Origin of the sequence: Oryzifoliimicrobium ureilyticum, from assembly GCF_037199735.1 — a bacterium.
Classification (GTDB): domain Bacteria; phylum Pseudomonadota; class Alphaproteobacteria; order Rhizobiales; family Rhizobiaceae; genus Rhizobium; species Rhizobium ureilyticus.
In genome coordinates this window covers 151,988-175,366 of the sequence record NZ_JBBBVQ010000012.1, presented here as the reverse complement: position 1 = coordinate 175,366, position 23,379 = coordinate 151,988, and the positions used below count along the sequence as shown (strand labels likewise).

At 56.4% G+C, this 23,379-nt stretch carries 26 protein-coding genes; 12 read left to right on the top strand and 14 right to left on the bottom strand.

Annotated features, from left to right (window positions below; genetic code table 11):
* Positions 1 to 131: 131 nt before the first annotated feature.
* The 3 genes from VQ830_RS17360 to VQ830_RS17350 form a co-directional block, all read right to left on the bottom strand.
* Positions 132 to 860 carry a Bax inhibitor-1/YccA family protein gene (locus VQ830_RS17360; protein ID WP_337269394.1) on the bottom strand — a complete coding sequence of 243 codons (729 nt, stop codon included), beginning with the start codon at positions 858 to 860 and terminating at the stop codon, positions 132 to 134.
* Positions 861 to 1,073: 213 nt separating this feature from the next.
* Positions 1,074 to 3,617 (bottom strand): ABC transporter permease, encoded by a 2,544-nt coding sequence (locus VQ830_RS17355; protein ID WP_337269393.1) that lies wholly within the window; start codon positions 3,615 to 3,617, stop codon positions 1,074 to 1,076.
* Positions 3,614 to 4,321, bottom strand: a complete 708-nt coding sequence (locus VQ830_RS17350; RefSeq protein ID WP_337269392.1) for an ABC transporter ATP-binding protein — start codon at positions 4,319 to 4,321, stop codon at positions 3,614 to 3,616. Before VQ830_RS17350 ends, VQ830_RS17355 begins: the two co-directional genes overlap by 4 nt.
* Positions 4,322 to 4,372: 51 nt before the next feature.
* On the opposite strand from VQ830_RS17350, the gene VQ830_RS17345 reads away from it, so the two are divergent.
* Both VQ830_RS17345 and thpR read left to right on the top strand, forming a co-directional pair.
* Positions 4,373 to 5,017, top strand: coding sequence for an arylesterase (locus VQ830_RS17345; protein ID WP_438618111.1), 645 nt, complete (start codon positions 4,373 to 4,375; stop codon positions 5,015 to 5,017).
* 64 nt (positions 5,018 to 5,081) lie between these two features.
* Positions 5,082 to 5,669: an RNA 2',3'-cyclic phosphodiesterase gene (thpR, locus tag VQ830_RS17340; RefSeq protein WP_337269391.1), complete on the top strand. Its 588-nt coding sequence runs from the start codon at positions 5,082 to 5,084 to the stop codon at positions 5,667 to 5,669.
* Here the strand turns inward: thpR and VQ830_RS17335 are convergent.
* Positions 5,582 to 6,088: a low molecular weight protein-tyrosine-phosphatase gene (locus tag VQ830_RS17335; RefSeq protein ID WP_337269390.1), complete on the bottom strand. Its 507-nt coding sequence runs from the start codon at positions 6,086 to 6,088 to the stop codon at positions 5,582 to 5,584. The two genes, thpR and VQ830_RS17335, sit on opposite strands and share 88 nt — an antisense overlap.
* A 121-nt stretch (positions 6,089 to 6,209) precedes the next feature.
* Between VQ830_RS17335 and VQ830_RS17330 the strand changes: the two genes are divergently transcribed.
* A complete protein-coding gene (locus VQ830_RS17330) occupies positions 6,210 to 6,515 on the top strand; it encodes a 4a-hydroxytetrahydrobiopterin dehydratase (RefSeq protein WP_337269389.1) in 306 nt (101 codons plus the stop codon).
* 105 nt (positions 6,516 to 6,620) lie between these two features.
* A complete protein-coding gene (locus tag VQ830_RS17325; protein WP_337269388.1) occupies positions 6,621 to 7,010 on the top strand; it encodes a YkvA family protein in 390 nt (129 codons plus the stop codon).
* Positions 7,011 to 7,095: 85 nt separating this feature from the next.
* Here VQ830_RS17325 and VQ830_RS17320 read toward each other — a convergent pair whose 3' ends face one another.
* Positions 7,096 to 7,656 carry a sigma-70 family RNA polymerase sigma factor gene (locus VQ830_RS17320; RefSeq protein ID WP_337269387.1) on the bottom strand — a complete coding sequence of 187 codons (561 nt, stop codon included), beginning with the start codon at positions 7,654 to 7,656 and terminating at the stop codon, positions 7,096 to 7,098.
* A gap of 322 nt (positions 7,657 to 7,978) precedes the next feature.
* Here VQ830_RS17320 and VQ830_RS17315 point away from each other — a divergent pair, with 322 nt between their 5' ends.
* Together VQ830_RS17315 and rlmN are read left to right on the top strand one after the other, a co-directional pair.
* A complete protein-coding gene (locus VQ830_RS17315) occupies positions 7,979 to 8,545 on the top strand; it encodes an invasion associated locus B family protein (RefSeq protein WP_337269386.1) in 567 nt (188 codons plus the stop codon).
* A 239-nt stretch (positions 8,546 to 8,784) separates the two neighbouring features.
* Positions 8,785 to 10,020, top strand: a complete 1,236-nt coding sequence (gene rlmN / locus VQ830_RS17310) for a dual-specificity RNA methyltransferase RlmN (RefSeq protein ID WP_337269385.1) — start codon at positions 8,785 to 8,787, stop codon at positions 10,018 to 10,020.
* A 23-nt stretch (positions 10,021 to 10,043) separates the two neighbouring features.
* On the opposite strand, the gene VQ830_RS17305 is transcribed toward rlmN, so the two are convergent.
* Together VQ830_RS17305 and VQ830_RS17300 are read right to left on the bottom strand one after the other, a co-directional pair.
* Entirely contained in the window at positions 10,044 to 10,685 is a 642-nt protein-coding gene (locus tag VQ830_RS17305; RefSeq protein ID WP_337269384.1) for a LysE family translocator, read from the bottom strand.
* Positions 10,686 to 10,718: 33 nt separating this feature from the next.
* Positions 10,719 to 11,591, bottom strand: coding sequence for an aldo/keto reductase family oxidoreductase (locus VQ830_RS17300; protein WP_337269383.1), 873 nt, complete (start codon positions 11,589 to 11,591; stop codon positions 10,719 to 10,721).
* A gap of 100 nt (positions 11,592 to 11,691) precedes the next feature.
* Here VQ830_RS17300 and VQ830_RS17295 point away from each other — a divergent pair, with 100 nt between their 5' ends.
* Entirely contained in the window at positions 11,692 to 12,609 is a 918-nt protein-coding gene (locus VQ830_RS17295; protein WP_337269382.1) for a LysR family transcriptional regulator, read from the top strand.
* Between the two features lie 6 nt (positions 12,610 to 12,615).
* Here VQ830_RS17295 and VQ830_RS17290 read toward each other — a convergent pair whose 3' ends face one another.
* Both VQ830_RS17290 and VQ830_RS17285 read right to left on the bottom strand, forming a co-directional pair.
* Positions 12,616 to 13,473 (bottom strand): SDR family NAD(P)-dependent oxidoreductase, encoded by an 858-nt coding sequence (locus VQ830_RS17290; protein ID WP_337269381.1) that lies wholly within the window; start codon positions 13,471 to 13,473, stop codon positions 12,616 to 12,618.
* A 60-nt stretch (positions 13,474 to 13,533) separates the two neighbouring features.
* Complete coding sequence (locus VQ830_RS17285; protein ID WP_337269380.1) at positions 13,534 to 13,713, bottom strand: hypothetical protein; 180 nt, start codon at positions 13,711 to 13,713, stop codon at positions 13,534 to 13,536.
* On the opposite strand from VQ830_RS17285, the gene VQ830_RS17280 reads away from it, so the two are divergent.
* Positions 13,712 to 14,935, top strand: a complete 1,224-nt coding sequence (locus tag VQ830_RS17280; RefSeq protein ID WP_337269379.1) for an argininosuccinate synthase — start codon at positions 13,712 to 13,714, stop codon at positions 14,933 to 14,935. The genes VQ830_RS17285 and VQ830_RS17280 overlap by 2 nt on opposite strands.
* A 78-nt stretch (positions 14,936 to 15,013) precedes the next feature.
* On the opposite strand, the gene VQ830_RS17275 is transcribed toward VQ830_RS17280, so the two are convergent.
* The gene (locus VQ830_RS17275) at positions 15,014 to 15,439 is read right to left on the bottom strand and encodes a hypothetical protein (protein WP_337269378.1); all 426 of its coding nucleotides are present in this window, start codon (positions 15,437 to 15,439) and stop codon (positions 15,014 to 15,016) included.
* 264 nt (positions 15,440 to 15,703) lie between these two features.
* Here VQ830_RS17275 and VQ830_RS17270 point away from each other — a divergent pair, with 264 nt between their 5' ends.
* From VQ830_RS17270 to ppa, 4 genes are all read left to right on the top strand, one after another.
* Complete coding sequence (locus tag VQ830_RS17270; protein ID WP_337269377.1) at positions 15,704 to 17,791, top strand: M3 family metallopeptidase; 2,088 nt, start codon at positions 15,704 to 15,706, stop codon at positions 17,789 to 17,791.
* A 187-nt stretch (positions 17,792 to 17,978) separates the two neighbouring features.
* On the top strand, positions 17,979 to 19,799 hold the full coding sequence (typA, locus tag VQ830_RS17265) for a translational GTPase TypA (RefSeq protein ID WP_337269376.1): 1,821 nt from the start codon (positions 17,979 to 17,981) through the stop codon (positions 19,797 to 19,799).
* Between the two features lie 252 nt (positions 19,800 to 20,051).
* The gene (locus VQ830_RS17260; RefSeq protein ID WP_337269375.1) at positions 20,052 to 20,558 is read left to right on the top strand and encodes a GNAT family N-acetyltransferase; all 507 of its coding nucleotides are present in this window, start codon (positions 20,052 to 20,054) and stop codon (positions 20,556 to 20,558) included.
* A 259-nt stretch (positions 20,559 to 20,817) separates the two neighbouring features.
* A complete protein-coding gene (gene ppa, locus VQ830_RS17255; protein ID WP_337269374.1) occupies positions 20,818 to 21,354 on the top strand; it encodes an inorganic diphosphatase in 537 nt (178 codons plus the stop codon).
* Here the strand turns inward: ppa and VQ830_RS17250 are convergent.
* The 4 genes from VQ830_RS17250 to VQ830_RS17235 form a co-directional block, all read right to left on the bottom strand.
* The gene (locus tag VQ830_RS17250; RefSeq protein ID WP_438618122.1) at positions 21,347 to 21,685 is read right to left on the bottom strand and encodes a DUF167 domain-containing protein; all 339 of its coding nucleotides are present in this window, start codon (positions 21,683 to 21,685) and stop codon (positions 21,347 to 21,349) included. The two genes, ppa and VQ830_RS17250, sit on opposite strands and share 8 nt — an antisense overlap.
* Positions 21,661 to 21,951, bottom strand: coding sequence for a YggT family protein (locus tag VQ830_RS17245; RefSeq protein ID WP_337269372.1), 291 nt, complete (start codon positions 21,949 to 21,951; stop codon positions 21,661 to 21,663). Before VQ830_RS17245 ends, VQ830_RS17250 begins: the two co-directional genes overlap by 25 nt.
* A 195-nt stretch (positions 21,952 to 22,146) precedes the next feature.
* Positions 22,147 to 22,914, bottom strand: a complete 768-nt coding sequence (locus VQ830_RS17240; protein WP_438618104.1) for a glutamine amidotransferase — start codon at positions 22,912 to 22,914, stop codon at positions 22,147 to 22,149.
* Positions 22,889 to 23,374, bottom strand: coding sequence for a tellurite resistance TerB family protein (locus VQ830_RS17235; protein WP_337269371.1), 486 nt, complete (start codon positions 23,372 to 23,374; stop codon positions 22,889 to 22,891). Before VQ830_RS17235 ends, VQ830_RS17240 begins: the two co-directional genes overlap by 26 nt.
* Positions 23,375 to 23,379 lie beyond the last annotated feature (5 nt).

Here is a 23,379-nt window from a genome sequence, read left to right as displayed (position 1 = left end):
CGTCTCATTTTAAACGGAAAGGCCGTGAGCCTAATGCTTCTACGGAGTTCAGAGCGGCATAAGCGGCTATTCGCTAAAAGAAAAGGCGGCCCCGAAGACCGCCTTTCCACCATCTCGATCGATCTCAGCGCTTACTTGCGGTTACCCATGAACTGCAGCAAGAACATGAAGAGGTTGATGAAGTCGAGGTAGAGCTGCAAAGCGCCCATGATCGCCTTCCGACCAGCAACAACAGCAGTGTCGCCAGCATAATACATTTCCTTGATCCGCTGCGTGTCATAGGCAGTCAGACCAGCGAAGACGAGCACGCCGATCGCGGAAATCGCGAACTGAAGCGCAGACGAATGCAGGAAAATGTTGACGATCGATGCAATGATCAGGCCGAAAAGACCCATGATCAGGAACGAGCCAATCGGTGACAGATCACGTTTCGTCGTATAGCCGTAGAGCGACAGAGCGCCAAACGATGCCGCTGTGACGAAGAAGGTCTGCACGATGCTTTGGCCGGTATAGATCAGGAACACCGACGAAAGCGACAGTCCCACCAATGCGGCGTAGATCCAGAATGTGGCCTGGGCAGCGCCAACGCTCATGCTATTGATCCTAAAGCTCAGGAACAAGACCATCGCGAGCGGCGCCAAGATAACAACCCACTTCAACGGGCTCGCAAAAATTGCATAGCCGAAGCCGGTCAGTTCGCCGTTTTGGACGGCCATCTGGAAGGTCAGGAAAGCCGCCAGGCCTGTGATCGCCAAACCAAGCGCCATCAGGTTGTAGACTTTCACCATATAAGCGCGAAGGCCTTGGTCGATATCGACCCCGGCCTGAGCGCGACTTTGATAATTACGCAGGTCAGCCATTGTATCCTCTTGACGGCTCCGAATTGATCACGGTGTCGGGAACCCTTCCCGGGCGCCGCTGCGGAGCCCCAGCTTGCCTGCACACAATATGATGCGTCATTGGCCTGTCAACAAGGCCTTTTCCCGCGTTGGGAAGTTAAATCGGCGTAATATCAGCCTGTTGGTAAATATCGCACCGCTACTATGCCCGTTGCACCCGAGGTTTATCGGTCATTAGAGTTCGCGCAGCACGGACGCCGCTTTCTGTCCGAGAACACGCCATGTCCCTGCAAGACCGATCCCCACCGTCAAAACCAGCGCCGTCGCGACAGTCGCTACAGCCACTTCAGGCAGGAAATGCGAGGGGATGTGCATGATCCTTGCAACCACGAACCATGCGGCCGTCGCGCCGGCGGCAAGAGCAAAGATGGCTGTGGCAAATCCGAGAATGAGGTATTCATAACTGAAGGCCCGGATCAGCATGATGCGCGTCGCGCCCAATGTTTTCAGGACAACGGCATCGTGCGTCCTGGCGCGGTTTCCTGCTGCCAAAGCGCCTGCCAGCACCAGAACTGAGGCAATCAAAGCCACAGAGGCTGCGGCACGAATTGCAGTGGCAAGCTGACCGACCAGCGTATCGACCATATCGATGGCATCCTTGACCCGAATGCTGGTGATCGTTGGATAGCTGCTGGTCACTGTTTTAAGAACAGCAGCTTCCTGTTGGGCGGTCGCGTTCGGGGCCGTCAGCGATGCGATCCAGGCATGTGGTGCTCCGCGGAAGGTATTGGGGGAAAAGACCATCACGAAGTTGATGGAAAGGGATTCCCATTCCACGCTTCGTAAGTTGGCGATCCGGGCCGTGATGTTGCGTCCAAGAACGTTGACGGTGACCGTGTCACCGATCTTCAGGCCTAGATCGCGCGCTTCCTTGGCTGAGAAGGAGACCAGCGGCTCTCCGCTGTAATCCTTTTCCCACCAAGATCCTTCGACTAAACGAGCATTTTCAGGGAGGTTTTCCGAATAGGTGATACCGCGGTCACCGCGCAACACCCATTGCGCATTCGATGCATTGGCGCGCTGCGTCACATCCTCGCCGTTCAAGGCGGTAATGCGACCGCGCAGCATCGGCACTTCGACCAGCTTGCCGTCCGGTTCCTGCGTGGAAACCAGTTTTCGGAAGCCATCGAGATCGGCCCCTTGAATGTCAACGAAGAAGAAATTTGGCGCGCCCTCTGCCATGCGGCCTGTCAATTGACGCCGCAAGTTGCCATCGATCAGGGTGAGCGTCACGATCATGGCAAGGCCAAGACCAAGCGAAAGAACGACGGATGGCGTCAAGGCACCCGGACGATGAATATTGCCGATTGCGAGGCGCAAGGCGGGTGAATGAACCGTCGGGCTTTTTCTGGCAAGCCAGGCGATGAGCGCGGCCACAAGTCTCAAGACGACAAAGGCAAAGACTACCGCGCCAACAAAGACAACGGCAATGAAGCGATCGTAGGCCGTGAGGATCGCAAGGCCGGCGAGCGCGGCCATCAAAGCAGCTGCGCCGACAACATAGGGCCAGGACGGTAGGCGCTTTGCTTCAAAGCCCTGCTCGCGGAAAAGCGCTGTCGCCGGCACTTCCCGGGCATGACCGAGCGGCATGATAGCGAAGGCAAATGTTGTCAGGAGGCCAAATAGGAAGGCCAGCATGAGCGGACCAGGATAGAGCGTCGGGACGGTGGAAATCGGCAGATACGCAGCCAGAAACTGAGCTGCAACGATCGGCGCCACCGCGCCGAGAACGAGGCCGATCAGGATACCGCCGCAGGCTATGATGGCGATTTGGAAGAGATAGATCTGGACCACGACGTTAGCCGGAGCCCCAAGGCACTTGAAGGCGGCAATCGTGGTGCGCTTGGAATCAAGAAACGCCCTGACCGCGTTGGCAACGCCAACGCCGCCGACGATGAGGGCGGCCAGTCCGACCAGCGTCAGGAACTGCGAGAACCGATCGACATTCTCGGCAAGGGACGGTGCGGCGCGGTCACTGGTGCGCACTGACCAGCCAGCCGAGGGAAAGGCCTTCGCTGCCTTTGCCTGCACTGTGCGCGCCTGTGCGGGGTCGGCGAGGCGCAGCTTATAGGCGTGCTCGACGAGGCTTCCGGTCTGGACGAGCCCAGAGGCGAACAAGGCCTGCCGGCTCGTCAAAAGCCGCGGCGCAAATGCAAAACCCTCCGACACCGCGTCCGGCTCGTTCTCAACGGTTCCGGTGATCGTGAACTTTGCGCTGCCTAAAAGAAGTTGATCGCCGCGCTTGAGGCCGAGACGGTCCATCAGGATCGGCGCGACGAGGGCGCCGTAGCTCCCGTCATGCCCTTGCAGCAACTGCTGAAGAGGCATATCCGGATCGGCTTTCAGGCGTCCGTAGAGCGGATATTGGTCGTCGACCGCCTTGACCTCCACCAGCGCCTGGTCGGAACCATCGACTTTACGTGCCATTGATCGCAAGCCGGTCGAGACCGAGACATCGCCCAACGTTTTCAAAAAGGAGAGTTCATCGGGACTGGCCTCGCGATTGTTCAATTCGAACCTGACATCACCGGCCAGAAGCTCCTGACCCTGCGATGCAATCGTATCGGTGATCGACTGCGACACGGAGTTCACCGCTGCGATTGCTGCGGTACCAAGCGCAATACAGGCCATGAAGATGTAAAAGCCCTTCAGTCCGCCGCGCAGCTCGCGCAACGCCAGACGGAGGGACAGGGAAAGTCGCGAGGGCGTCAGGCTCATGCCAAAGCCGCTTCGCGCCGGCGCTCGGCGCTGTCGCCCTCGATGACACCGGAGCGGACTTTGATCTGACGCGAACAGCGGGCGGCAAGGCTCGGATCATGCGTGACGAGGAGAAGCGTCATCCCGCGCTCGGCTTGCTTTGCGAAGAGAAGGTCGGCGATCTGGCGGCCCGTCTCTGTGTCTAGGTTGCCGGTGGGCTCGTCAGCGATCAACAAGGCAGGAGATGGCGCAAGCGCGCGTGCAATTGCAACGCGCTGCTGCTCGCCGCCCGAGAGCTGCCCGGGATAATGACTCATTCTTTCGCCCAGGCCAACTGCTTCCAACTCACGCCGCGCAATGGCAAAGGCGTCCGTTACATTGGCGAGTTCGAGCGGCACCGCGACGTTTTCAAGCGCCGTCATGTTGGCAATCAAGTGGAAAGACTGGAACACGATGCCGATGTTGCGTCCGCGGAAATCAGCAAGGCGATCTTCGTTGAGCGCGTGCAGTTCCGTCTCTCTGATGGTGATTTGACCGCTGTCGAGGCGCTCCAGGCCGGCCAATACCATCAGCAGTGTCGACTTTCCCGACCCCGAGGGACCAACGATACCAACGGATTCGCCAGCGTCGATTGCTAGGCTGATGTTCTTGAGAACATGAACCCTAGCGGCCGCGCTTCCCAACGTTAAATTGGCATCCTTCAGTTCGACAATGGTTTTCGTCAATGCAAATTGGCCTATATGAGGAATATCGATAGCCAATTTAGGGAAGGCTATATGCGTTTTAAAGCTGCTCTCCTTCACATCGCCGTCATTGTCTTCATGCTTTGCAGTTTCGATCCGGTCGCGGCTCGTACCGTCAACCTCGTCGGTTTCGGTGACAGCCTTATGGCCGGATATCAGTTACCGCCTGGCGCCGGCTTCCCCGAGCGGCTGCAGGCGGCGCTTAAGGCAAAGAATATCGACGTGTCGATCACCAATGCCGGTGTTTCCGGCGATACCTCCTCGGGAGGACTTGCGAGGATCGACTGGTCGGTTCCCGATGGCGTGGATGGCGTCATTCTTGAGCTTGGTGCCAATGATGCGCTGCGCGGCATCGCGCCTGAAGACACAGAAAAAAATCTGGACAAGATGATAAGCCGGCTCAAGGAAAGAAAAATCAATGTCTTCCTTGTCGGGATCATCGCTCCACCCAATATGGGAAAAGACTATGCTGACCGCTTCAACCCGATCTACAAGAAGCTGGCCGATAAATATCAGATTCCGCTTTACCCTTTCTTTTTGGACGGGGTCGCGCTCGATCCAGCGTTAAAGCTTGAAGATGGCATGCACCCCAATGAGAAGGGCGTGGATGTCATGGTCCGGAACATGGAGCCAATGATTAGCCAGTTCATCAGAATGATTTTGGACGACAAGAAATAGCACTTGCGCGGTTTCCGATTGCGTGATTCGCTGAGACATCTGAAAGAGTCGGGGAGTGCTCGTTATGCCGAGACTATTTACCGCCCTCGAAATTCCGCGCAATGTGGCGATGAGCCTTTCATTGTTGCGCGGTGGTCTTCCCGGAGCCAGATGGATCGATGTGGAGAATTACCACATCACACTCCGTTTCATCGGCGATATAGACGGGCGGACCGCTGATGAGATTGTCGACCGGCTTGACCGCATCGACCGTCGGGAATTCCAGATCAGACTTGAAGGCATCGGCTCTTTCGGTTCCAAAAAGCCACACAGTATTTGGGCGGGCGTGTCGCCTTGTCCGGAAATGGTGGCTCTACAGGGCGAAATAGAGCGGATTTGCCAGCGCATCGGCTTGCCGCCTGATCCCCGCAAGTTTTCGCCCCACGTCACTCTGGCGCGCCTTAAATCGTCGCGCGTCGACGACGTCGTGCACTATCTCAGCGGACGGGGCAATTTCCACACGCTCAACTTCACGGTGCCGCGTTTCGTGCTCTTATCGTCGAAAGAATCGGTTGGCGGCGGCCCCTATCTGACCGAAGAGATCTTCCCGTTGCGCGAAAGCGTGGGAGCATCTTCCAGCAGCTTCCTGCAACCCGACAAGAGTCTCGTATAAACGAGTTCGAAGTCTTCAAGGTCACCATAGTAGGGTTCTTGGATATCTTCGCCCGTTTCGAGCGCCAGATCTCCGAAGAGGTGGATATTTGCCGAGTGTGGGGCAAGCCGGCGTAATTCGCCCATATGACCGCGGTCCATCGCCAGAACAAGATCGAACGCCGTAAAGTCGTTCGGCTTCAGGCGTCTGGCCTTTTGGCGGGAAATGTCGATGCCGTGTTTCTTCGCGGTGGCGACAGCGCGGTTGTCCGGCGGTTGGCCAACATGCCATCCGCCTATGCCCGCAGAATCGATCGTGAAGCGTCCAATAAGACCTGCCTTTTCCGCAAGATGTGTGAAAATGCCTTCTGCCAGCGGCGAGCGGCATATATTGCCAGAGCAAACGAAGAGGACGCCGAAACGATTTTCCGTGGCCGACATTGTTATCTCTCATCGATCCGATCGCATGCGACCGGCGTAATGGCCCGGGATGGAGCCGGTGGATGATCGGTTCTTCATTCAACGAGGCCGGATTATCCTCTAACCGATAAGGATATCAAGAATGGCAAGACGCAAGTTTGAAGAAGCAGAGATCAAGGCAGAATTGGGAAAGCTTCACGGCTGGGCTCTGGCAGATGATGCCGGTTCTATCAATAAGCAGTTCGCATTCTCGAATTTCCCTGAGGCGTTTGCCTTCATGACCGAAGTTGCGCTGACGGCAGAAAAACTCGACCATCATCCCGACTGGCGCAATGTCTATTCACGCGTAGACGTTAGTCTGTCCACACACGACGTTGGCGGGCTGACCGAGCTTGATTTTAAGTTGGCGCATGCAGCAGATCGCGCGGCCAGCCGTTTGCGGGTTTAATTCGCCTTACCCACGCCCCATATCAACCGCATGAATAGGTTTGCGCATCGGGATCCGTTGGATGATATCGGATTGGCGCATCTTGACCCCCATGGGAAGAACGCGATGGACGACATCAAATACGGTGAGATCTTGTTGCCGGGCGACGAGGAAACCCAGAATGAACGCGAGCGGACGGTTCGCAAGAAATTTTGGCCGACCTTTCGTCGCGCTGTGAGACACATTCCCTTCTCGCGCGATGTGGTCGCCGCCTTCTATTGCGCGCTCGATCCTCAGACGCCGACACGCGTGCGGGGCATCCTTCTTGCTGCGCTCGCCTATTTCGTCATGCCGATCGATATCATCCCGGACTTCTTCGCCGTTATCGGTTTCTCTGACGATGTTGCCGTTCTGTCCGCAGCTTTCGCGCTGGTCAATCGCCATATCAATCAGGCGCATTATGAGGCCGCCGATCGCGCCCTTGCTGACGAAACGGCTGCGACAAAGGCAAGCTAAAGCCTCGATCAGCTGTCCGTCGAAGCGAGGGGAATGTCGCTGCATGTTCTGAGTGCAAGAACCTGCTGCCTTCTTTGGCGCGGGTTCAGTCCCGGTCGTCTTCCAGGATCCGGCGCAGCTTTGTAAAGGCAAGGCGGATGCGCGATTTGACGGTCCCCAGCGGCAGCCCGGTTTCTTCGGCAATTTGAGAATGCGATTGCCCGATAAAGAAGGCGCTGCGCAACAGGTTGCGTTGTTCTTCCGGCAATTCGTTCAACGCCATTCGAACCCGTTGGTCACGCTCGTCATTGCTCACGAGGTCATCGGGGCTCTCTTCCGGCAAAGGCAGGAGGGTAGGATCGCTTTCATCCAGCCGGCGCGTATTTGCGCGTCTTGCAAGGTCGATCTGTCGATTGCGGGCAATGCGAAAAATCCAGGTCGACAGCGATGAGCGGGCGGGATCGTAAAGGGCGGCCTTATGCCAAACCACTGTCATCACATCCTGAACGAGTTCCTCCGCTTCGGAGGAAGACATTTTACGTCGAAGAAGCCAGGACTTCAGGCGCGGTGCGAAATAGTCGAAAATATCGGCAAATGCTTGTTGGTCTCGATGATCCGCTACCGCCTTTGCGAGCTCGGCGAAGCGTTGTCTTTCTTCAGTCTCCATATTGTACCCGGCATCCCCCGCTAAGAAACTGATGACTTGATTGTTACCCTAAAGACCTACGAGGCTTTTTAAAAAGGTCAAACTCTTGCCTCTTTCTTTTTGTCTTAAATTTTTTCGCAGGGCGAGTCTCGCCGTGAACGCATCAACCTCCATAATCTTGCTCTATCATGCCTGAACTTGGGTAGAAATGGCACCGTCAATGGCAATTTCCTATAAGCGTTGACGCTTTGGTAACCTGAATAAAGTCAAAATAAAGCAGATCGTGATCAAGCGACGTTCACCTCGTACTGAGCCCGCATCGCAAGAACCGGCAGGAAATTCCATGTTTGTTAGAAGTCTCGCAATTGCCCTCACACTCGTTCTCGCTGGTGCTGGTGTTGCATCTGCCCAACCGAAGAAGAAGGCACAGCCACAAGAGCAGCCTGCGCAGGCTGCACAGCCGGCTGCATCTTCGGCTCCCACCCGAATCCAGCAGTTCCAGGCATGGGGCGCATATTCTTATAAGTCCGGCGCCAACACCGTCTGCTATGTGCTGTCCGTACCGACGCAGAAGTCGCCAAACAATATCGATCATGGCGAAAATTTCTTCATCGTCTCGCAGCGCCCGGGTCAGAACATCTCCTACGAACCCCAGGCGATGATGGGCTATAGTGTCAAGGAAGGCTCCAAAATCAACGTGACGATCGACAACAAGACCTTTGTCATGTTCACCAAGGACAAGGCCGGCTGGGTTGAAAATGCCGCTCAGGAACCTGCTCTTGTCGCTGCCATGAAAACCGGTCACGCGATGACTGTCGCTGCGACGTCCAAGCGCGGCACCGGAACTTCGTACAGCTATTCCCTGGCGGGCATTTCTGCAGCATTGAAGCAGATCGAAAGCTGCAAATAACAGTGTTGAGGTCGATCGATCTTCCCAAGGCCGGCGCAAGCCGGCCTTTCGCTTTTGGTTGACCGGCAAATCGCGGGCAGGGAGGTGACGCGGCTTTGAATTCATGCTAGAGGGCGCACAAATGCGGCGTGATGCGACCTCAAGACGCCGCCAAATTTTCTAACGACATGCGCCTTACTCTTACCGGATCGCTTGTATTCCGGCGTCTGATGCGCGTGGTTGAATTCGGGATTGAGATCATGTCCGTCACGGATGCTGTTGCCGTTAAATCGTCTTTTTCGCCGGTGCCGGCGACAGCCGAACAGAACACAAAGCCGTCTCTCATCGGGTTGTCACGCGAAGAGATGGGGGATGCCCTTCGCCAGAAAGGCGTACCGGATCGCCAGGTTAAGATGCGCGTGTCGCAGATCTGGAACTGGGTCTATGTCCGCGGTGTTTCGGATTTCGATCATATGAGCAATGTTGCGAAAGACATGCGCGACATGCTGAAGACGCATTTCACGATCGCTCGGCCTGAGATCGTCGAAGAGCAGGTCTCCAACGACGGTACGCGCAAATGGTTGCTGCGGTTTCCGCCACGCGGCGCAGGACGGCCCGTTGAGGTCGAAACTGTCTACATTCCCGAGGAGGGGCGCGGCACGCTCTGCATATCGAGCCAGGTGGGCTGTTCGCTGACCTGCTCCTTCTGTCATACCGGAACGCAGCGTCTCGTTCGCAACCTCACCGCTGAGGAAATTTTATCGCAATTGCTTCTTGCACGCGACCGGCTAGGTGATTTTCCAGATCGTGATGTTCCTGTGGGTGCCATGGTGCCCGCGGAAGGTCGCAAGGTCAGCAATATCGTCATGATGGGCATGGGAGAGCCGCTCTACAACTTCGAGGCCGTCAAGCAGGCGCTTTTGATCGCGTCGGATGGAGATGGTCTGTCGCTTTCCAAGCGGCGCATTACGCTGTCTACCTCTGGCGTCGTGCCAGAAATCATTCGCACGGGCGAAGAGATTGGTGTGATGCTGGCGATCTCGCTGCATGCGGTGCGCGATGATCTGCGTGATATCCTCGTTCCGATCAACAAAAAATATCCATTGAAGGAACTGATTGACGCGTGCCGGAAGTATCCAGGGCTTTCCAATGCGCGGCGCATCACTTTCGAATATGTGATGCTGAAGGACGTCAATGATAGCCTCGAGGATGCCAAAGGCCTTATTCAGCTTCTGAAGGGCGTTCCGGCCAAGATCAATCTTATCCCCTTCAATCCCTGGCCCGGCACAAATTATCAGTGCTCGGAGTGGAGCCAGATTGCGCGCTTTGCCGATTTTATCAACAGCGCCGGCTATGCCTCGCCAATCCGCACGCCACGCGGACGCGACATCCTGGCCGCTTGCGGCCAGTTGAAGTCTGAATCCGAACGCATGCGCAAGACCGAACGGCTTGCTTTCGAAGCGATGATGATCGCCAATCACGGCGCCGACGACTAAGGAACGGGCCGCCGACTCTTGGGTCAGCGTGCCTGCGTCAGCAAGATCTTTGCCGCGAAGGCCGAAAAGACGGCGGCAAAGCTGTAGTCCATTCCCCGCAAAACCTTGCGATTGTTCTGCAGCCAAGTTGACAGCCGGTCGGCTCCAAAGACGATGAGCGTGTTGACCGGCATGCCGATGACAATAAAAAACAGACCGAGGAAAATCAGCTTCTGCGTCACGGCAGGATCGCCGGCAGTGACGAACTGAGGTAAGAAGGTCATGAAAAAGATGATGACCTTCGGGTTCAGAAGATTGACTGAAAAGCCGCTGGCCATATTGGAAAGAGCTGATTTTTGCTTGGTCTCGGTTTTCACGACCGCAAGCTTTGAGCCGAAGCGAACGGCTTGGACGGCGAGCCAAAAAAGATAGGCCGCCCCGCCCGTCTTCAAGATCAAGAAGGCAGTCGGCGAGGCGGTGATGAGGGCGCTGACGCCGAATGCGACCAGCATCGTGTGAACCACGATGCCAAGGCTGGTTCCGAACACGACCCACAGGGCAGGTTTGCGCCCTTGCGACAGAGCGCGGCTGATCGAAAGCGTCATATCCGGACCTGGGGTGGCTGCCAGAAGGAGGCTTGCTGCCGAAAATGTTAGAAGGGTCGGTAAGTTCGGCAGAAAGTCCATCACAGGCTCCGGGGAGATCGAATTTCCTCGATCTTATCCCTGTTTTCCGATCCCGTCGAGTTGCGCCAGGGCATCGGCAGGCAATGTTAACGAAGCTGCCGCAAGGTTTTCCATCAGATGGTTGACCGATGACGTTCCCGGGATCAGCAGAATATTGTCTGACCGCTGCAAGAGCCAGGCCAGCGCGACTTGCATCGGCGTTGCGCCGAGCGTTTTCGCAACCGTATCGAGCGTCGAGGACTGAAGCGGCGAGAAGCCCCCAAGCGGGAAAAACGGTACATAGGCGATACCCTTTGACGCCAGTTCGTCAATCAAGGCGTCATCCTGCCGATTGGCAAGATTATACTGATTTTGAACGCAGACGATGTCGCAAATCTTGCTTGCCTCTGCGACTTGCGCCGATGTCACATTGCTGAGACCGATATGACGGATCAATCCCTTGCGCTGAAGGTCCGCCAAAACGGTGACCTCGGCCTCCAGCGAGCCTTCGGCTGGGCCATGGACATCCAGCATGCTGCGGAAGTTGACGACGTCGAGAACATCAAGGCCTAGATTGCCCAGATTGTCATGGATCGCTTGCGTAAGCGCTTCGGGCGAGGTGGCCTTAAGCCACTCGGCCTTTTCGCCGCGCACAGCGCCGACTTTGGTGACAATGACAAGATCGTCCGGATAGGGGTGAAGTGCTTCCCGGATCAGCTTGTTCGTTACATGAGGGCCGTAAAAGTCACTGGTATCGATGTGATTGACGCCCTGCTCGAGCGCAGTGCGCAGCACATCGAGCGCGGCCTTATGATCTTTCGGCGGACCAAAGACGCCTGGGCCAGCAAGCTGCATGGCGCCGTAACCCATGCGTTTGACGGCTTTATCGGCGAGACGGAAGGTTCCTGCCTGATCGATTGTTGTCATGGTCTTTGCTCCTTCATTGTGGTGTGACCCGTAAGATAATCCTTGAGTGGCTGCGCGATAACAGGCAATAATCCTGACAGGTTGTGCGGGATAGCGAACAATGAAGGTGGAACTCGGGGATCTTCAGGCCTTTGTTGCCGTTGCACGCGCCGGTGGATTTCGCGAATGCGCACGCCATAGCGGGACAAGCGCCTCGGGACTGAGCGAGGCGGTACGCCGGCTCGAAACGCATCTTGGCGTCAGGCTTTTGCATCGCACGACGCGCAGCGTGTCCCCTACCGAAGCCGGTCGCGGTCTTCTAGAGAGGCTGGCTCCGGCGCTGGCCGAGGTGGAAGCCTCGCTCGACGTTGTCAATCTCTTTCGTGACCGCCCGGCTGGGCTGTTGCGACTGAACGTGCCGATCAGCGCTGCACGTCTTGTTTTGCCGCGTATCGTTCCGCCCTTTTTAACTGCCTATCCTGAGATTCGCCTTGAGGTCGTGACGGAGGACAGCTTCGTCGATGTGCTCGACAGAGGTTGCGATGCCGGCATCCGATATGACGAAAAGCTCGAACAGGATATGATCGCCGTACCGATCGGGCCACGGGTTCAGCGTTTTGCCACCGCTGCCGCGCCATCCTATCTCGATCGGCGTGGACGCCCGCAACATCCGCGCGATCTTCTCGAGCATGCCTGTATGCGGGGCCGTTTTCCCAGCGGAACGATGTTCCCTTGGGAATATGAAAAAGACGCAGAGATCTTCAAAATTGAACCGTCCGGACCGCTGCTGATTGAAGGCAATGCAGGCATTGATCTCGCCGTCGAGGCGGCTCTCGCAGGCATGGGCATCATCCATCTTTTTGAGGACTGGTTGCGGCCTCTTCTCGAAAACGGCAGCCTGGAGCCTGTTCTTGAATCCTGGTGGCAGCCATTTTCCGGCCCCTTTCTCTATTATCCAGGACGCCGGCTAACGCCGGCGCCATTGCGGGCCTTTATCGATTTCATCAAGAAGCCAGGGATGTTCGGACCTGCTTTATAAACGCCATCAGCCCTTTTCGACGAAGGAGCGAAAGGCATCGGCGTAATCCTTGTGCCAGCGCGACAAGGGCGGCCTGTTCTCGATGATGTCGCCGATTGCCCATGCCATGCGCTTTTCATCCAATGCGCGCGACACGTCGTTATCTGGGCAAAGAATGTAAAAGTCGCCGCGCTCCAGGCTTTCGAGCATAAAGTCCACGGTCTGGTCCGGTGTCCAGGCACCGGATGGTTTTTCCGTGCGGCCATTGGCCGTCAGGCCGGTGAAGACGAAGCCGGGGATCAAAAGGTGGGCCGTCACATGACAGCCTTCGGTATTCCGTAACTCATGCTGGAGCGCCTCCGTAAAAGCCTTCACGCCAGCCTTGGCAACGTTATAGGCGGGATCGCCCGGCGGCGTGGTGATGCCTTGCTTGGAGCCCGTATTGATAATCAGCGCGGTATCGCCGTGCGCAATCATCTTGGGTGCGAACACCCGCGTGCCATTGATCACCCCGCCGAGGTTTACGGCGAGCACATCGTCCCAATTTTTCTGCGGGCCGAACAGAGCGCTGCCCGGCTGAATGCCGGCATTGTTCATGAGGACATGGACCTTGCCGAACTTCTGCAGAACGGCCTGCTCGAGCGCTTCCACGTCTTCGCGCTTGGAAACATCAGCGGCGATTGCAACCACCTCGCTGTCGCCTTTTTCATGAAGAGCTGCGACTTGCGAGGCGGCTGCTTTCAGGCGATCGCCCTCCAGATCGACGAGCACAACACTCATCCCCTTTCGGGCAAAGGTCTTGGCTGCAGAAAGGCCGATGCCTGAAGCAGCTCCCGTAATGACGGCGACATTGCCTTTGGCCAGAGCTGGGTGAGAAGCGGTCATGATTATTCCCTTCTATCTCTTGGTTGGTCTTGAGGGATATGGAAGCCGAGGCGACAAGCGTCAACGGAGTTCTCGCCAGGCTTGCTGAAAGGCCGCGGAATCCCTTTCGGCCGGATGACATTCGGCACCAGATCGCGCCGGGTTTTCCTTGCGCGTCGCAATAAAACCGCTAAAAGTGCCGAAATTCCAAGTAACTTCGGGTTCACCCCCTTCCTTTTTGATAGACGGATTATCTGCCATGGCTCTTCCGAAAGACGTAAAGAAGGTCGTGCTCGCCTATTCCGGCGGTCTCGACACCTCCATCATCCTGAAATGGCTTCAGACCGAGCTCGGGGCTGAAGTCGTGACGTTTACGGCCGATCTCGGTCAGGGTGAGGAGCTTGAGCCAGCGCGCAAGAAAGCCGAAATGCTCGGCATCAAGGAAATCTTCATCGAGGATGTCCGCGAGGAGTTCGTCCGCGATTTCGTTTTCCCGATGTTCCGCGCCAATGCCGTTTATGAAGGCGTATACCTGCTCGGTACTTCGATCGCCCGTCCGCTGATTTCCAAGCATCTGATCGAAATCGCCAAGAAGACCGGCGCCGATGCTATCGCGCACGGCGCAACCGGCAAGGGCAACGACCAGGTTCGTTTCGAACTATCGGCCTATGCCCTCAACCCGGATATCAAGATCATCGCCCCTTGGCGCGACTGGTCGTTCAAGAGCCGAACTGACCTTCTGGAATTTGCCGAAAAGAACCAGATCCCGGTTGCCAAGGATAAGAAGGGCGAGGCACCGTTCTCCGTCGACGCCAATCTTCTGCACTCCTCCTCCGAAGGAAAAGTCCTGGAGGATCCGTCTCAGGAGGCGCCTGAATACGTGCATATGCGCACGATTTCTCCCGAGGCTGCTCCCGACCAGGCAACGACCATCAAGATCGGCTTCCGCAAGGGTGATGCGGTATCCATCAATGGCGTTGAGATGAGCCCTGCAACGCTTCTTGCGAACTTGAACAACTACGGCCGTGACAACGGGATTGGTCGCCTTGACCTCGTCGAAAACCGTTTCGTCGGCATGAAGAGCCGCGGCGTCTATGAAACCCCAGGCGGCACGATTCTTCTTGCTGCTCACCGTGCTATCGAATCGATCACACTGGATCGCGGTGCGGCCCATCTCAAAGACGAACTGATGCCGCGTTACGCCGAACTGATCTATTATGGCTTCTGGTTCTCGCCGGAACGCGAAATGCTGCAGGCGGCCATCGACTTGTCGCAGAAGAACGTCGAGGGCGAGGTTACCCTCAAGCTCTACAAGGGCAACGTCATGGTAATCGGACGCGAGAGCGAGAAATCTCTTTATTCCGACAAGCTCGTCACCTTCGAAGACGATCAAGGAGCCTATGACCAGAAAGATGCGGCAGGCTTCATCAAGCTGAATGCGCTGCGTCTTCGCACCTTGGCAAAGCGCAATCTCAAGGGATGATCATGTCGGGGCGCTCGATCCCATCATATCGAGCGCCCCGATCATGGTTCGGCCAGACGAATTTTGGATCGCTGCTATTTAGCCCATAAAGTTGACGACGGACCGAAGTCGGTCGACGTCATAGGCGTCGCCAATCGATGTGGCGATCTGTAGCCTGTCCCGATAATAATCGCGAAAATTGAAATTCGTGGCATCGCTGACGCCGGACAGATCGACAACATTACCCATCGTGTCGATGGTTTGCATCGGCAAGGGTTCCGATAACGTTGCAAATGTCTCGCCATCGATCGACCCTTGATCGAAGCTCTCTCGCGCGAGACGACGAAGTTCGGCCGCACTGATACTGTTGAAGTCTGGCTTTTCGACCGCGTCTTGACGCACTTCAAACGTCGGCCGAATCTGAGTTAGAGATCCGAACGTTCCATCTGCTGATCGCGCCGCAGAGGGCTTGTCTTTTTGACCGAAGAGCCAGCTCTGCGAAGAACGCACTGGAAAAATTTCCATGGCAATGCTCCCGCATTCTGAGGCCCGAATCTATCGAAATGGCCCGCATATCGTCAATCGTTAACAAATGGTTAATTTTTACGGGCGATTTCTTGGAAATTCAGCTTGGTCCAAGTGTTGCTGCCCTGGGCGGCATGTCATCGGCAGTCGCGCGCCTCACTGCCTAATATCGATTGTCAGGTGGTTCGGAAAACAAAGCGGTGCCTGAGCCTTGCCGCTTTTCCTTGGCAGTATAATTTGGACAAAAAGCAAAGGATGCATTTCATGACCCTGCCATCATCGATCAATCCCGCTCTTGTCGAATGGAACGGCTTTGAAGGATTGCCGCGCTTCGAGGCTTTGAAGGATGAGGACTTCGCGCCGGCTTTCGATGCGGCTTTGGCTACGCATCAGGCTGAGATCGATGGTATTGCCAACAATCCGCAGGCTCCGACTTTCGACAACACCATTGCAGCGCTCGAAGCGGCGGGCGACGAACTTTCTCGCGTCTCGTCACTATTTTGGAACCGTGCCGGCGCTCATACGAACGACACGATACAGGCGCTCGAACGCGAAATTTCCCCTAAAATGTCTCGGCACTATTCGCGGATCAATATGAATGCCGCCCTTTTTGCCCGTGTCGACACGCTGTGGCAAAAGAAAGAGGAGCTCGGCTTAACGGTCGAGCAGGCGCGGGTGCTCGAACGGTACTGGAAGGGTTTCGTCAAGTCGGGCGCAAAGCTTGCTAAAGCCGAGCAGGAGCGTCTGGCCGAAATCAATGAGATGCTCGCCGGCCTTAGCACGCGCTTCGGTCAAAATGTTCTGGCCGATGAGCGCAGCTGGTCGCTTCTTCTTTCGGACGAGTCCGAGCTTGCCGGTTTGCCGGATTTCCTTCGCGATGCCATGGCTGCGGCAGCAAAAGAACGCGGCGAAGATGGCAAGTACGCGGTGACTTTGTCACGCTCCATCATCGAACCGTTCCTCACCTTTAGCGAAAGACGAGATCTGCGCGAACAGGCCTTTGCGGCTTTTGCAGCGCGCGGGGCCAATGACGGTCCGACAGACAACCGAAAAGTCGTCACCGAAATTCTCAGTCTGCGCAGTGAGGTCGCCACGCTTCTCGGCTATCCGCATTTTGCGGCGCTGAAGCTGGACGACACGATGGCCAAGACGCCTGAGGCGGTCGACAGCCTGCTGCGCCAAGTCTGGGAAAAAGCCGTGCGCCGGGCGGCTGAAGAGGAGGCCGATATTGCAGGCCTCATTGCCGAGGACGGCAAAAACCATTCGGTCATGCCTTGGGACTGGCGCTTTTATGCCGAGAAGATTCGTGCGCGAAGGTTCGATTTTTCTGAAGCGGAGCTGAAGCCCTATCTGCAGCTCGAAAAGATGATCGATGCCTGCTTCGACGTTGCCGAGCGCCTGTTCGGCATTCGCGCCGTCGAGAAGACGAATATTGTTGCTTATCATCCCGATGTGCGGACCTTTGAAATCCGCGATGCGGAGGGAACGCTGATTGCGCTTTTCCTTGGCGATTATTTTGCCCGCAGTTCCAAGCGTTCGGGCGCCTGGATGAGTTCGTTCCAGCCGCAACACAAGCTGCCGCTAAAGAACGGTCGGAACGGCGAAATCGGCATCATCTACAACGTGTGCAACTTTGCCAAACCTGCCGAAGGCAAGCCTGCGCTTCTATCGCTTGACGATGCACGGACCCTTTTCCACGAGTTCGGTCATGCCCTGCATGGCATTTTGTCGAACGTCACCTATCCCTCGGTTTCCGGTACGGGTGTTTCACGCGACTTTGTCGAATTGCCCTCCCAGCTTTACGAGCATTGGCTGACGGTGCCGGAAATCCTGACGCGTTATGCAGTCCACTATGAAACGGGCGCCCCCATGCCTCAGGCGCTTCTCGACAAGGTTCTGGCCGCGCGGACTTTCAATGCAGGCTTTAACGCTGTCGAATTTACCTCCTCGGCCTTGGTCGATATGGCGCTCCACACACGCAATGAAGGCAAGGATGCGATGTCGGTGCAAAGCGAGGTTCTTTCCGACCTCGGCATGCCGCAAGCCATGGCCATGCGCCATGCCGTGCCGCATTTCCAGCACATCTTTTCCGGTGGATATTCAGCTGGTTATTATTCCTACATGTGGTCGGAAGTCCTTGATGCCGATGCCTTTGCTGCTTTCGAGGAAAGCGGCAATCCCTTCGATCCCGTCATGGCTCGCAAGCTGAAGAATAATATCTACTCGGTCGGCGGCTCGATCGATCCGGAAGAGGCGTACAAGTCGTTTCGTGGCAAACTACCCGATCCGCAAGCAATGTTGAAGAAGAAGGGCTTGGTTTTTGCGGAGGCGATTGCCGGCAGCGACGCCTGATAAACCGGGCGCGCGACGCACATAAAAATGACCTGTTGCGCTTCGATTGTGGCGCCTGGTAGCCCGTCTAAGTGACGATTGCGCCGGGCCCCCCTTTCGCAAATGCGAAAAACAGGGTATGAGCGCGCCAACGAAATATGGCGCCTCCGCATTTAATTGACCGCGCCTCAGCCTCAGAGATATCAAAATGGCCCTTCGCAACATCGCGATCATCGCGCACGTTGACCATGGAAAAACGACACTCGTTGACGAGCTTCTGAAGCAGTCTGGCGCCTTCCGCGAGAACCAGCGCGTCATGGAACGTGTCATGGACTCCAACGACATCGAAAAAGAGCGCGGCATCACGATCCTTGCCAAGGCGACGTCGATCGAGTGGAAAGATACGCGTATCAACATCGTCGACACCCCCGGCCACGCCGACTTCGGTGGTGAAGTCGAGCGTATCCTTTCCATGGTCGATGGCGCTATCGTTTTGGTGGATGCTGCTGAAGGCCCGATGCCGCAGACGAAGTTCGTCGTCGGCAAGGCGCTGAAGGTTGGTCTCCGCCCCATCGTTGCGATCAACAAGATCGACCGTCCGGATGCGCGCGCCGATGAAGTCATCAACGAAGTCTTCGACCTTTTCGCGGCGCTCGATGCGACCGACGAACAGCTGGACTTCCCGATCCTTTACGGTTCAGGCCGTGCAGGCTGGATGAACTACGATCCGGCAGGCCCGTCCGATCAAGGGCTTGCGCCGCTTCTCGACCTCGTCGTCAAGCATGTTCCCGAACCGACCGTACAGGAAGGCCCGTTCCGGATGATCGGTACGATCCTGGAGGCAAACCCCTTCCTCGGCCGCATCATCACCGGTCGTATCTCCTCCGGATCGATCAAGCCAAACCAGGCCGTGAAGGTTCTTGGTCAGGACGGCAAGATGATCGAACAGGGCCGCATTTCCAAGATTCTGGCTTTCCGCGGCATCGAACGTCAGCCGATCGAAGAAGCGCAGGCAGGCGACATCATTGCGATTGCCGGTCTTTCCAAGGGCACGGTCGCCGATACGTTCTGCGATCCGGCGGTTTCAGAGCCTTTGAAGGCCCAGCCGATCGATCCGCCTACCGTGACGATGACCTTCCTCGTCAACGATTCGCCGCTGGCCGGCACTGAAGGCGATAAGGTAACGAGCCGCGTCATTCGCGATCGCCTGCTCAAGGAAGCTGAAGGCAATGTGGCGCTGAAGATCGAGGAAAGCCCCGACAAGGATTCCTTCTTCGTCTCCGGTCGTGGTGAATTGCAGCTTGCCGTTCTCATCGAGAACATGCGCCGCGAAGGTTTCGAGCTTGCCGTTTCTCGTCCGCGTGTCGTGATGCACAAGGACGAAGAAACGGGCACTCTCATGGAACCGATCGAAGAAGTCGTTATCGACGTCGACGAAGAGCATTCCGGTGTTGTCGTTCAGAAGATGTCCGAGCGTAAGGCCGAGATGGTCGAACTCCGTCCGTCCGGCGGCAACCGCGTTCGCCTGCGTTTCTTCGCGCCGACGCGCGGCCTGATCGGATACCAGTCCGAACTTTTGACGGATACCCGCGGCACTGCCATCATGAACCGCCTGTTCCACGATTATCAGCCTTACAAGGGTGATATCGGCGGACGCGTCAACGGTGTTCTTCTCTCCAATGAATCGGGTGAGGCGGTTGCCTACGCTCTGTTCAATCTGGAAGATCGCGGTCCAATGATCATCGATCCGGGCGAAAAGGTCTATGCTGGCATGATCATCGGCATCCACTCGCGCGACAATGACCTCGACGTGAACGTCTTGAAGGGCAAGAAGCTCACCAACATCCGTGCCGCCGGCAAGGATGAAGCCGTTAAGCTGACGCCGCCCGTTCGCTTCACGCTGGAGCGTGCGCTTTCCTGGATTCAGGACGATGAATTGGTTGAAGTGACGCCGAAGTCGATCCGTCTTCGCAAGCTTTATCTCGACCCGAATGATCGTAAGCGCTTCGAAAAAGCTAAATACGCCTGATAGATCCAGCAGCGCGCATCCGGTTGGATGGGCGCTGTCACCAGGCGAAAGCCGATCTATTATAGGTCCGTCTGATAAGAAGCCCGGTTCGTGCCGGGCTTTTTTGCGTTCAAAGCCTGTTTGACCGCTTGTTCAAAACGTTAAAAAAGTATTAACATCACCGTGTTGTTCACGGAAAAACTCTGTGGGCAATCCGCCTAATTGCCTGTTTGCATATGGTTAATTGTCCCTCGCCCTACCAGAGTAATCTTTATGAAGACACTGTCGATCGATGTGAGGAGAGCTGAGCCCGACGATGCGGAAGCCATTTCCGAGGCGCACCGTGCAGCGTGGCAGCATACCTATGCCGGTATCATACCGCACCGGCCTCTGACGCAGATGATCGAGCGGCGGGATCATAACTGGTGGCGCAAGGCCACCCGCGGTCCTGCGACTTTACTGGTTCTCGATGTAGCGGGAACAATCGCGGGCTACGCCACCCTTGGTCTCAATCGCGCCCGCGCTCTGCCGCAGGAAGGCGAGATCTACGAACTTTATCTGCGTCCGGAGTATCAAGGTGTCGGGCTCGGCCGGATGCTGTTCGGCGAGGCGCGTCGTTTGCTGCGGTCGCTGGGCTGCAAGGGTCTCGTTGTCTGGTGCCTGGAAGAAAATGAAAATGCCGCGCAGTTTTACCGCAATCATGGCGGGATCGACTACTGCGAGGGCATTGAAAGCTTCGAGCATCGACAGCTGAAGAAGATCGGGTTCATCTGGGGCTGACTTTTGGACCGATTGCGTAGCCAATTGCGTTGAAGAACACTTCCTGCACACGAGTCGTAACCGACTGAAGCTGGCTGCTTTCGGTCGTACGTCGATCCGGATGAAGACTCTGCTGGCCAGCGGGAGGCTGTATCCTTGAAAGCGACTTCATCTCTGCCCGAAATCCGCTTGCACGTTAAGCATTGCCTGATGTGCCGTGTTGCGTCACAGCTTGAAACCGATTAACTGGCTTCGGACAATTTGTTGCGGGAGCTTTTAAATGCGTATCGACGCCATATCCATTGGCAAGAACCCTCCGGAAGATATCAACGTCATCGTTGAAGTTCCTGTCGGTGGCCATCCCATCAAGTACGAAATGGATAAGGAGGCCGGTGCGCTGATCGTCGACCGCTTCCTCTATACGCCAATGACGTATCCGGGCAATTACGGCTTTGTGCCGCATACTTTGTCTGACGACGGCGATCCGGTTGACGTGCTGATCTGCAATACCCGTCCGCTGGTTCCCGGCTGCGTGATCAATGTGCGCCCGATCGGCGTCATGGTCATGGAAGACGATGGTGGTCAAGACGAGAAGATCTTGGCTGTTCCGGTGCCGAAACTGACACGCCGCTACGACAAGATCGCCAACTACACCGATCTGCCGGAAATCACCTTGAAGCAGATCGAGCACTTCTTCGAGCACTACAAGGATCTGGAACCTGGCAAGTGGGTCAAGATTGCCGGCTGGCAGGATGTCGACGTCGCCAAGCGGTTGATCCTCGAAGCCATCGACCGGAACAAGGCTCACGCTAAGTAAGCTTCACAAGTTCTGTTAGTTTAACGATCAAATCCTCCGGCTCGCCATCGATCCGGAGGATTTTTTGTCGGCTCGTTTCGCCTGAGATAAGCGTGAGCGAGGACTTCGCGATTCTTAGTTTTTTGGCCAGCAGAGCAATCAGTGCTTTGTTGGCCTTTCCTTTTTGGGGCACCGGGCAAACGCGGATCTTGAGATACGCCTTTTCTTCCGGACCCACTTCCACGCCATCAATCGAATCGCTGCCCCCATTCGGCGTCAGTTTCACCGAAAGAACGACCTTATCGCCTTGGGCTCTCCAGGGGGTGATTAGGCGAGCGCCGGGTAGATCGATGTCCACATCAACTGCCGGATGAAGAAAATGATCAGCATGAGGATGATCGGCGAGATGTCGATGCCGCCCATGTTCGGCAGAATGCGCCGAATGGGAGCGAGAGCCGGTTCAGTCGCGGCGTAAAGAAACCTGCCAACCGCGTTGACGAACTGGTTGCTCGAATTGATTACATTAAACGCGTACAGCCACGAGAAGATGGCGCTCAGAACGAGTATCCACCAGTAGAGGCTCAAAGCGAGGTCGATGGTCTGAAATAGCGCAAGCATCTCGATCTCCGATTCATTCGTGGCGACATGTAGACATTGGGACACAAGCCGACAAGAGGCCGTAGAGACGACCTTTCAAGGCGGTTAGCGCTTTCTTGTACTTGGTGCGTGCCAGGGTTGCTGGCGGATTTCAATCTCAGGCGTAAGATGCAGTAGGGCCGCAGCGACTCGATGGGCGCCATTAGGGCCTGCCGCTCAGGCAGCAGTCCCGGACAAGACGTTTCTGCTGTCCTTCTTTTCCTCAAAAACGATGTCGAGAAATTCATCGAGCCAGGCTTTGAGAGGCGCATCGTACAGCATGCGTCCTTCCAAGTGGTCGCGGCCATGCTGCGCGTTTGGCAGGCTAAAGCGTTCCTCGCCATGGACGACCCAGCGCTGCATCATGGCGCGGGTGAGTTCTGCATGGAATTGAACCCCCCATGCAGCCTTCCCGTACCGAAAGGCCTGGTTTGGATAGGTATCGCCTTCCGCCAGAAGATCTGCACCGCGCGGCAAATCAAACCCTTCGCGATGGAAATGATAGACCATCTTCGGCCACGTCATCAAACGCCGACCTTTTTCCGTAGGGCGGAGCGGATACCATCCAATTTCGGTCAGCCCCTCGGGATTGGGCCCAACCTTCCCGCCCAAGTGCCGCACCAGCATCTGGGCGCCGAGGCAAATGCCGAGAAAGGGCTTTTCTTCCTTGAGCGGGACATTCAACCATTCGGTCTCGCTGCGAATGAAATCATCCGAGTCATTGGCGCTCATGGGACCGCCGAACACCACCGCTCCGCCATGTTCCCTAAGCGTCTCGGGCAACCTATCCCCCATCGCCGGTCGGCGAATATCGAGCGGATAGCCTTTCGCAGCCAAAAGCTGGCCGACGCGCCCTGCGCTCGATCGCTCCTGGTGGAGCACGACGAGGATGGGCCGCTTTCCTGCCTCCTTCACGGGTTCAGTCAGCATCATCTTCAACAACATGCCCTTCACCGAGGCGTGCTGCCGCCTCCTGCCGCTTTTGGATACGCTCGCGTGCGGAAACGCCGAGAAGATCGGCGATACGCCAGATCACGTGATCTTCCATTTCGCTGCGTTCGCCATCGGCATAGACGATGTCCCAGAGAATGCCGATCAGTTCCAGTCGCTGGTCGTTGTCCAGATGCTTTTTCAGATCAGAGGTGAAGCGGTAGTAATCGACGGCAGCGCTTTCTGCCTCTTCGCTGGCGCGCAACAACTGATCAAGCTGTCCGCTGTCGAGCTTATACTGTTCTTTCATCAGGGAACGGAGCCGCTTTTTCTCGCTCTCCTTGATCTTGCCGTCCGCCTCCATCACCTGCATGCAAAGAGCAGCGACGGCGATTCTTGGATCATCCGGTTGCAATTCGTGACGGTAATGATCACTGGTCAAGCTATGAAAAAATTGCTGGATGCGTTCGAGCATGGGCA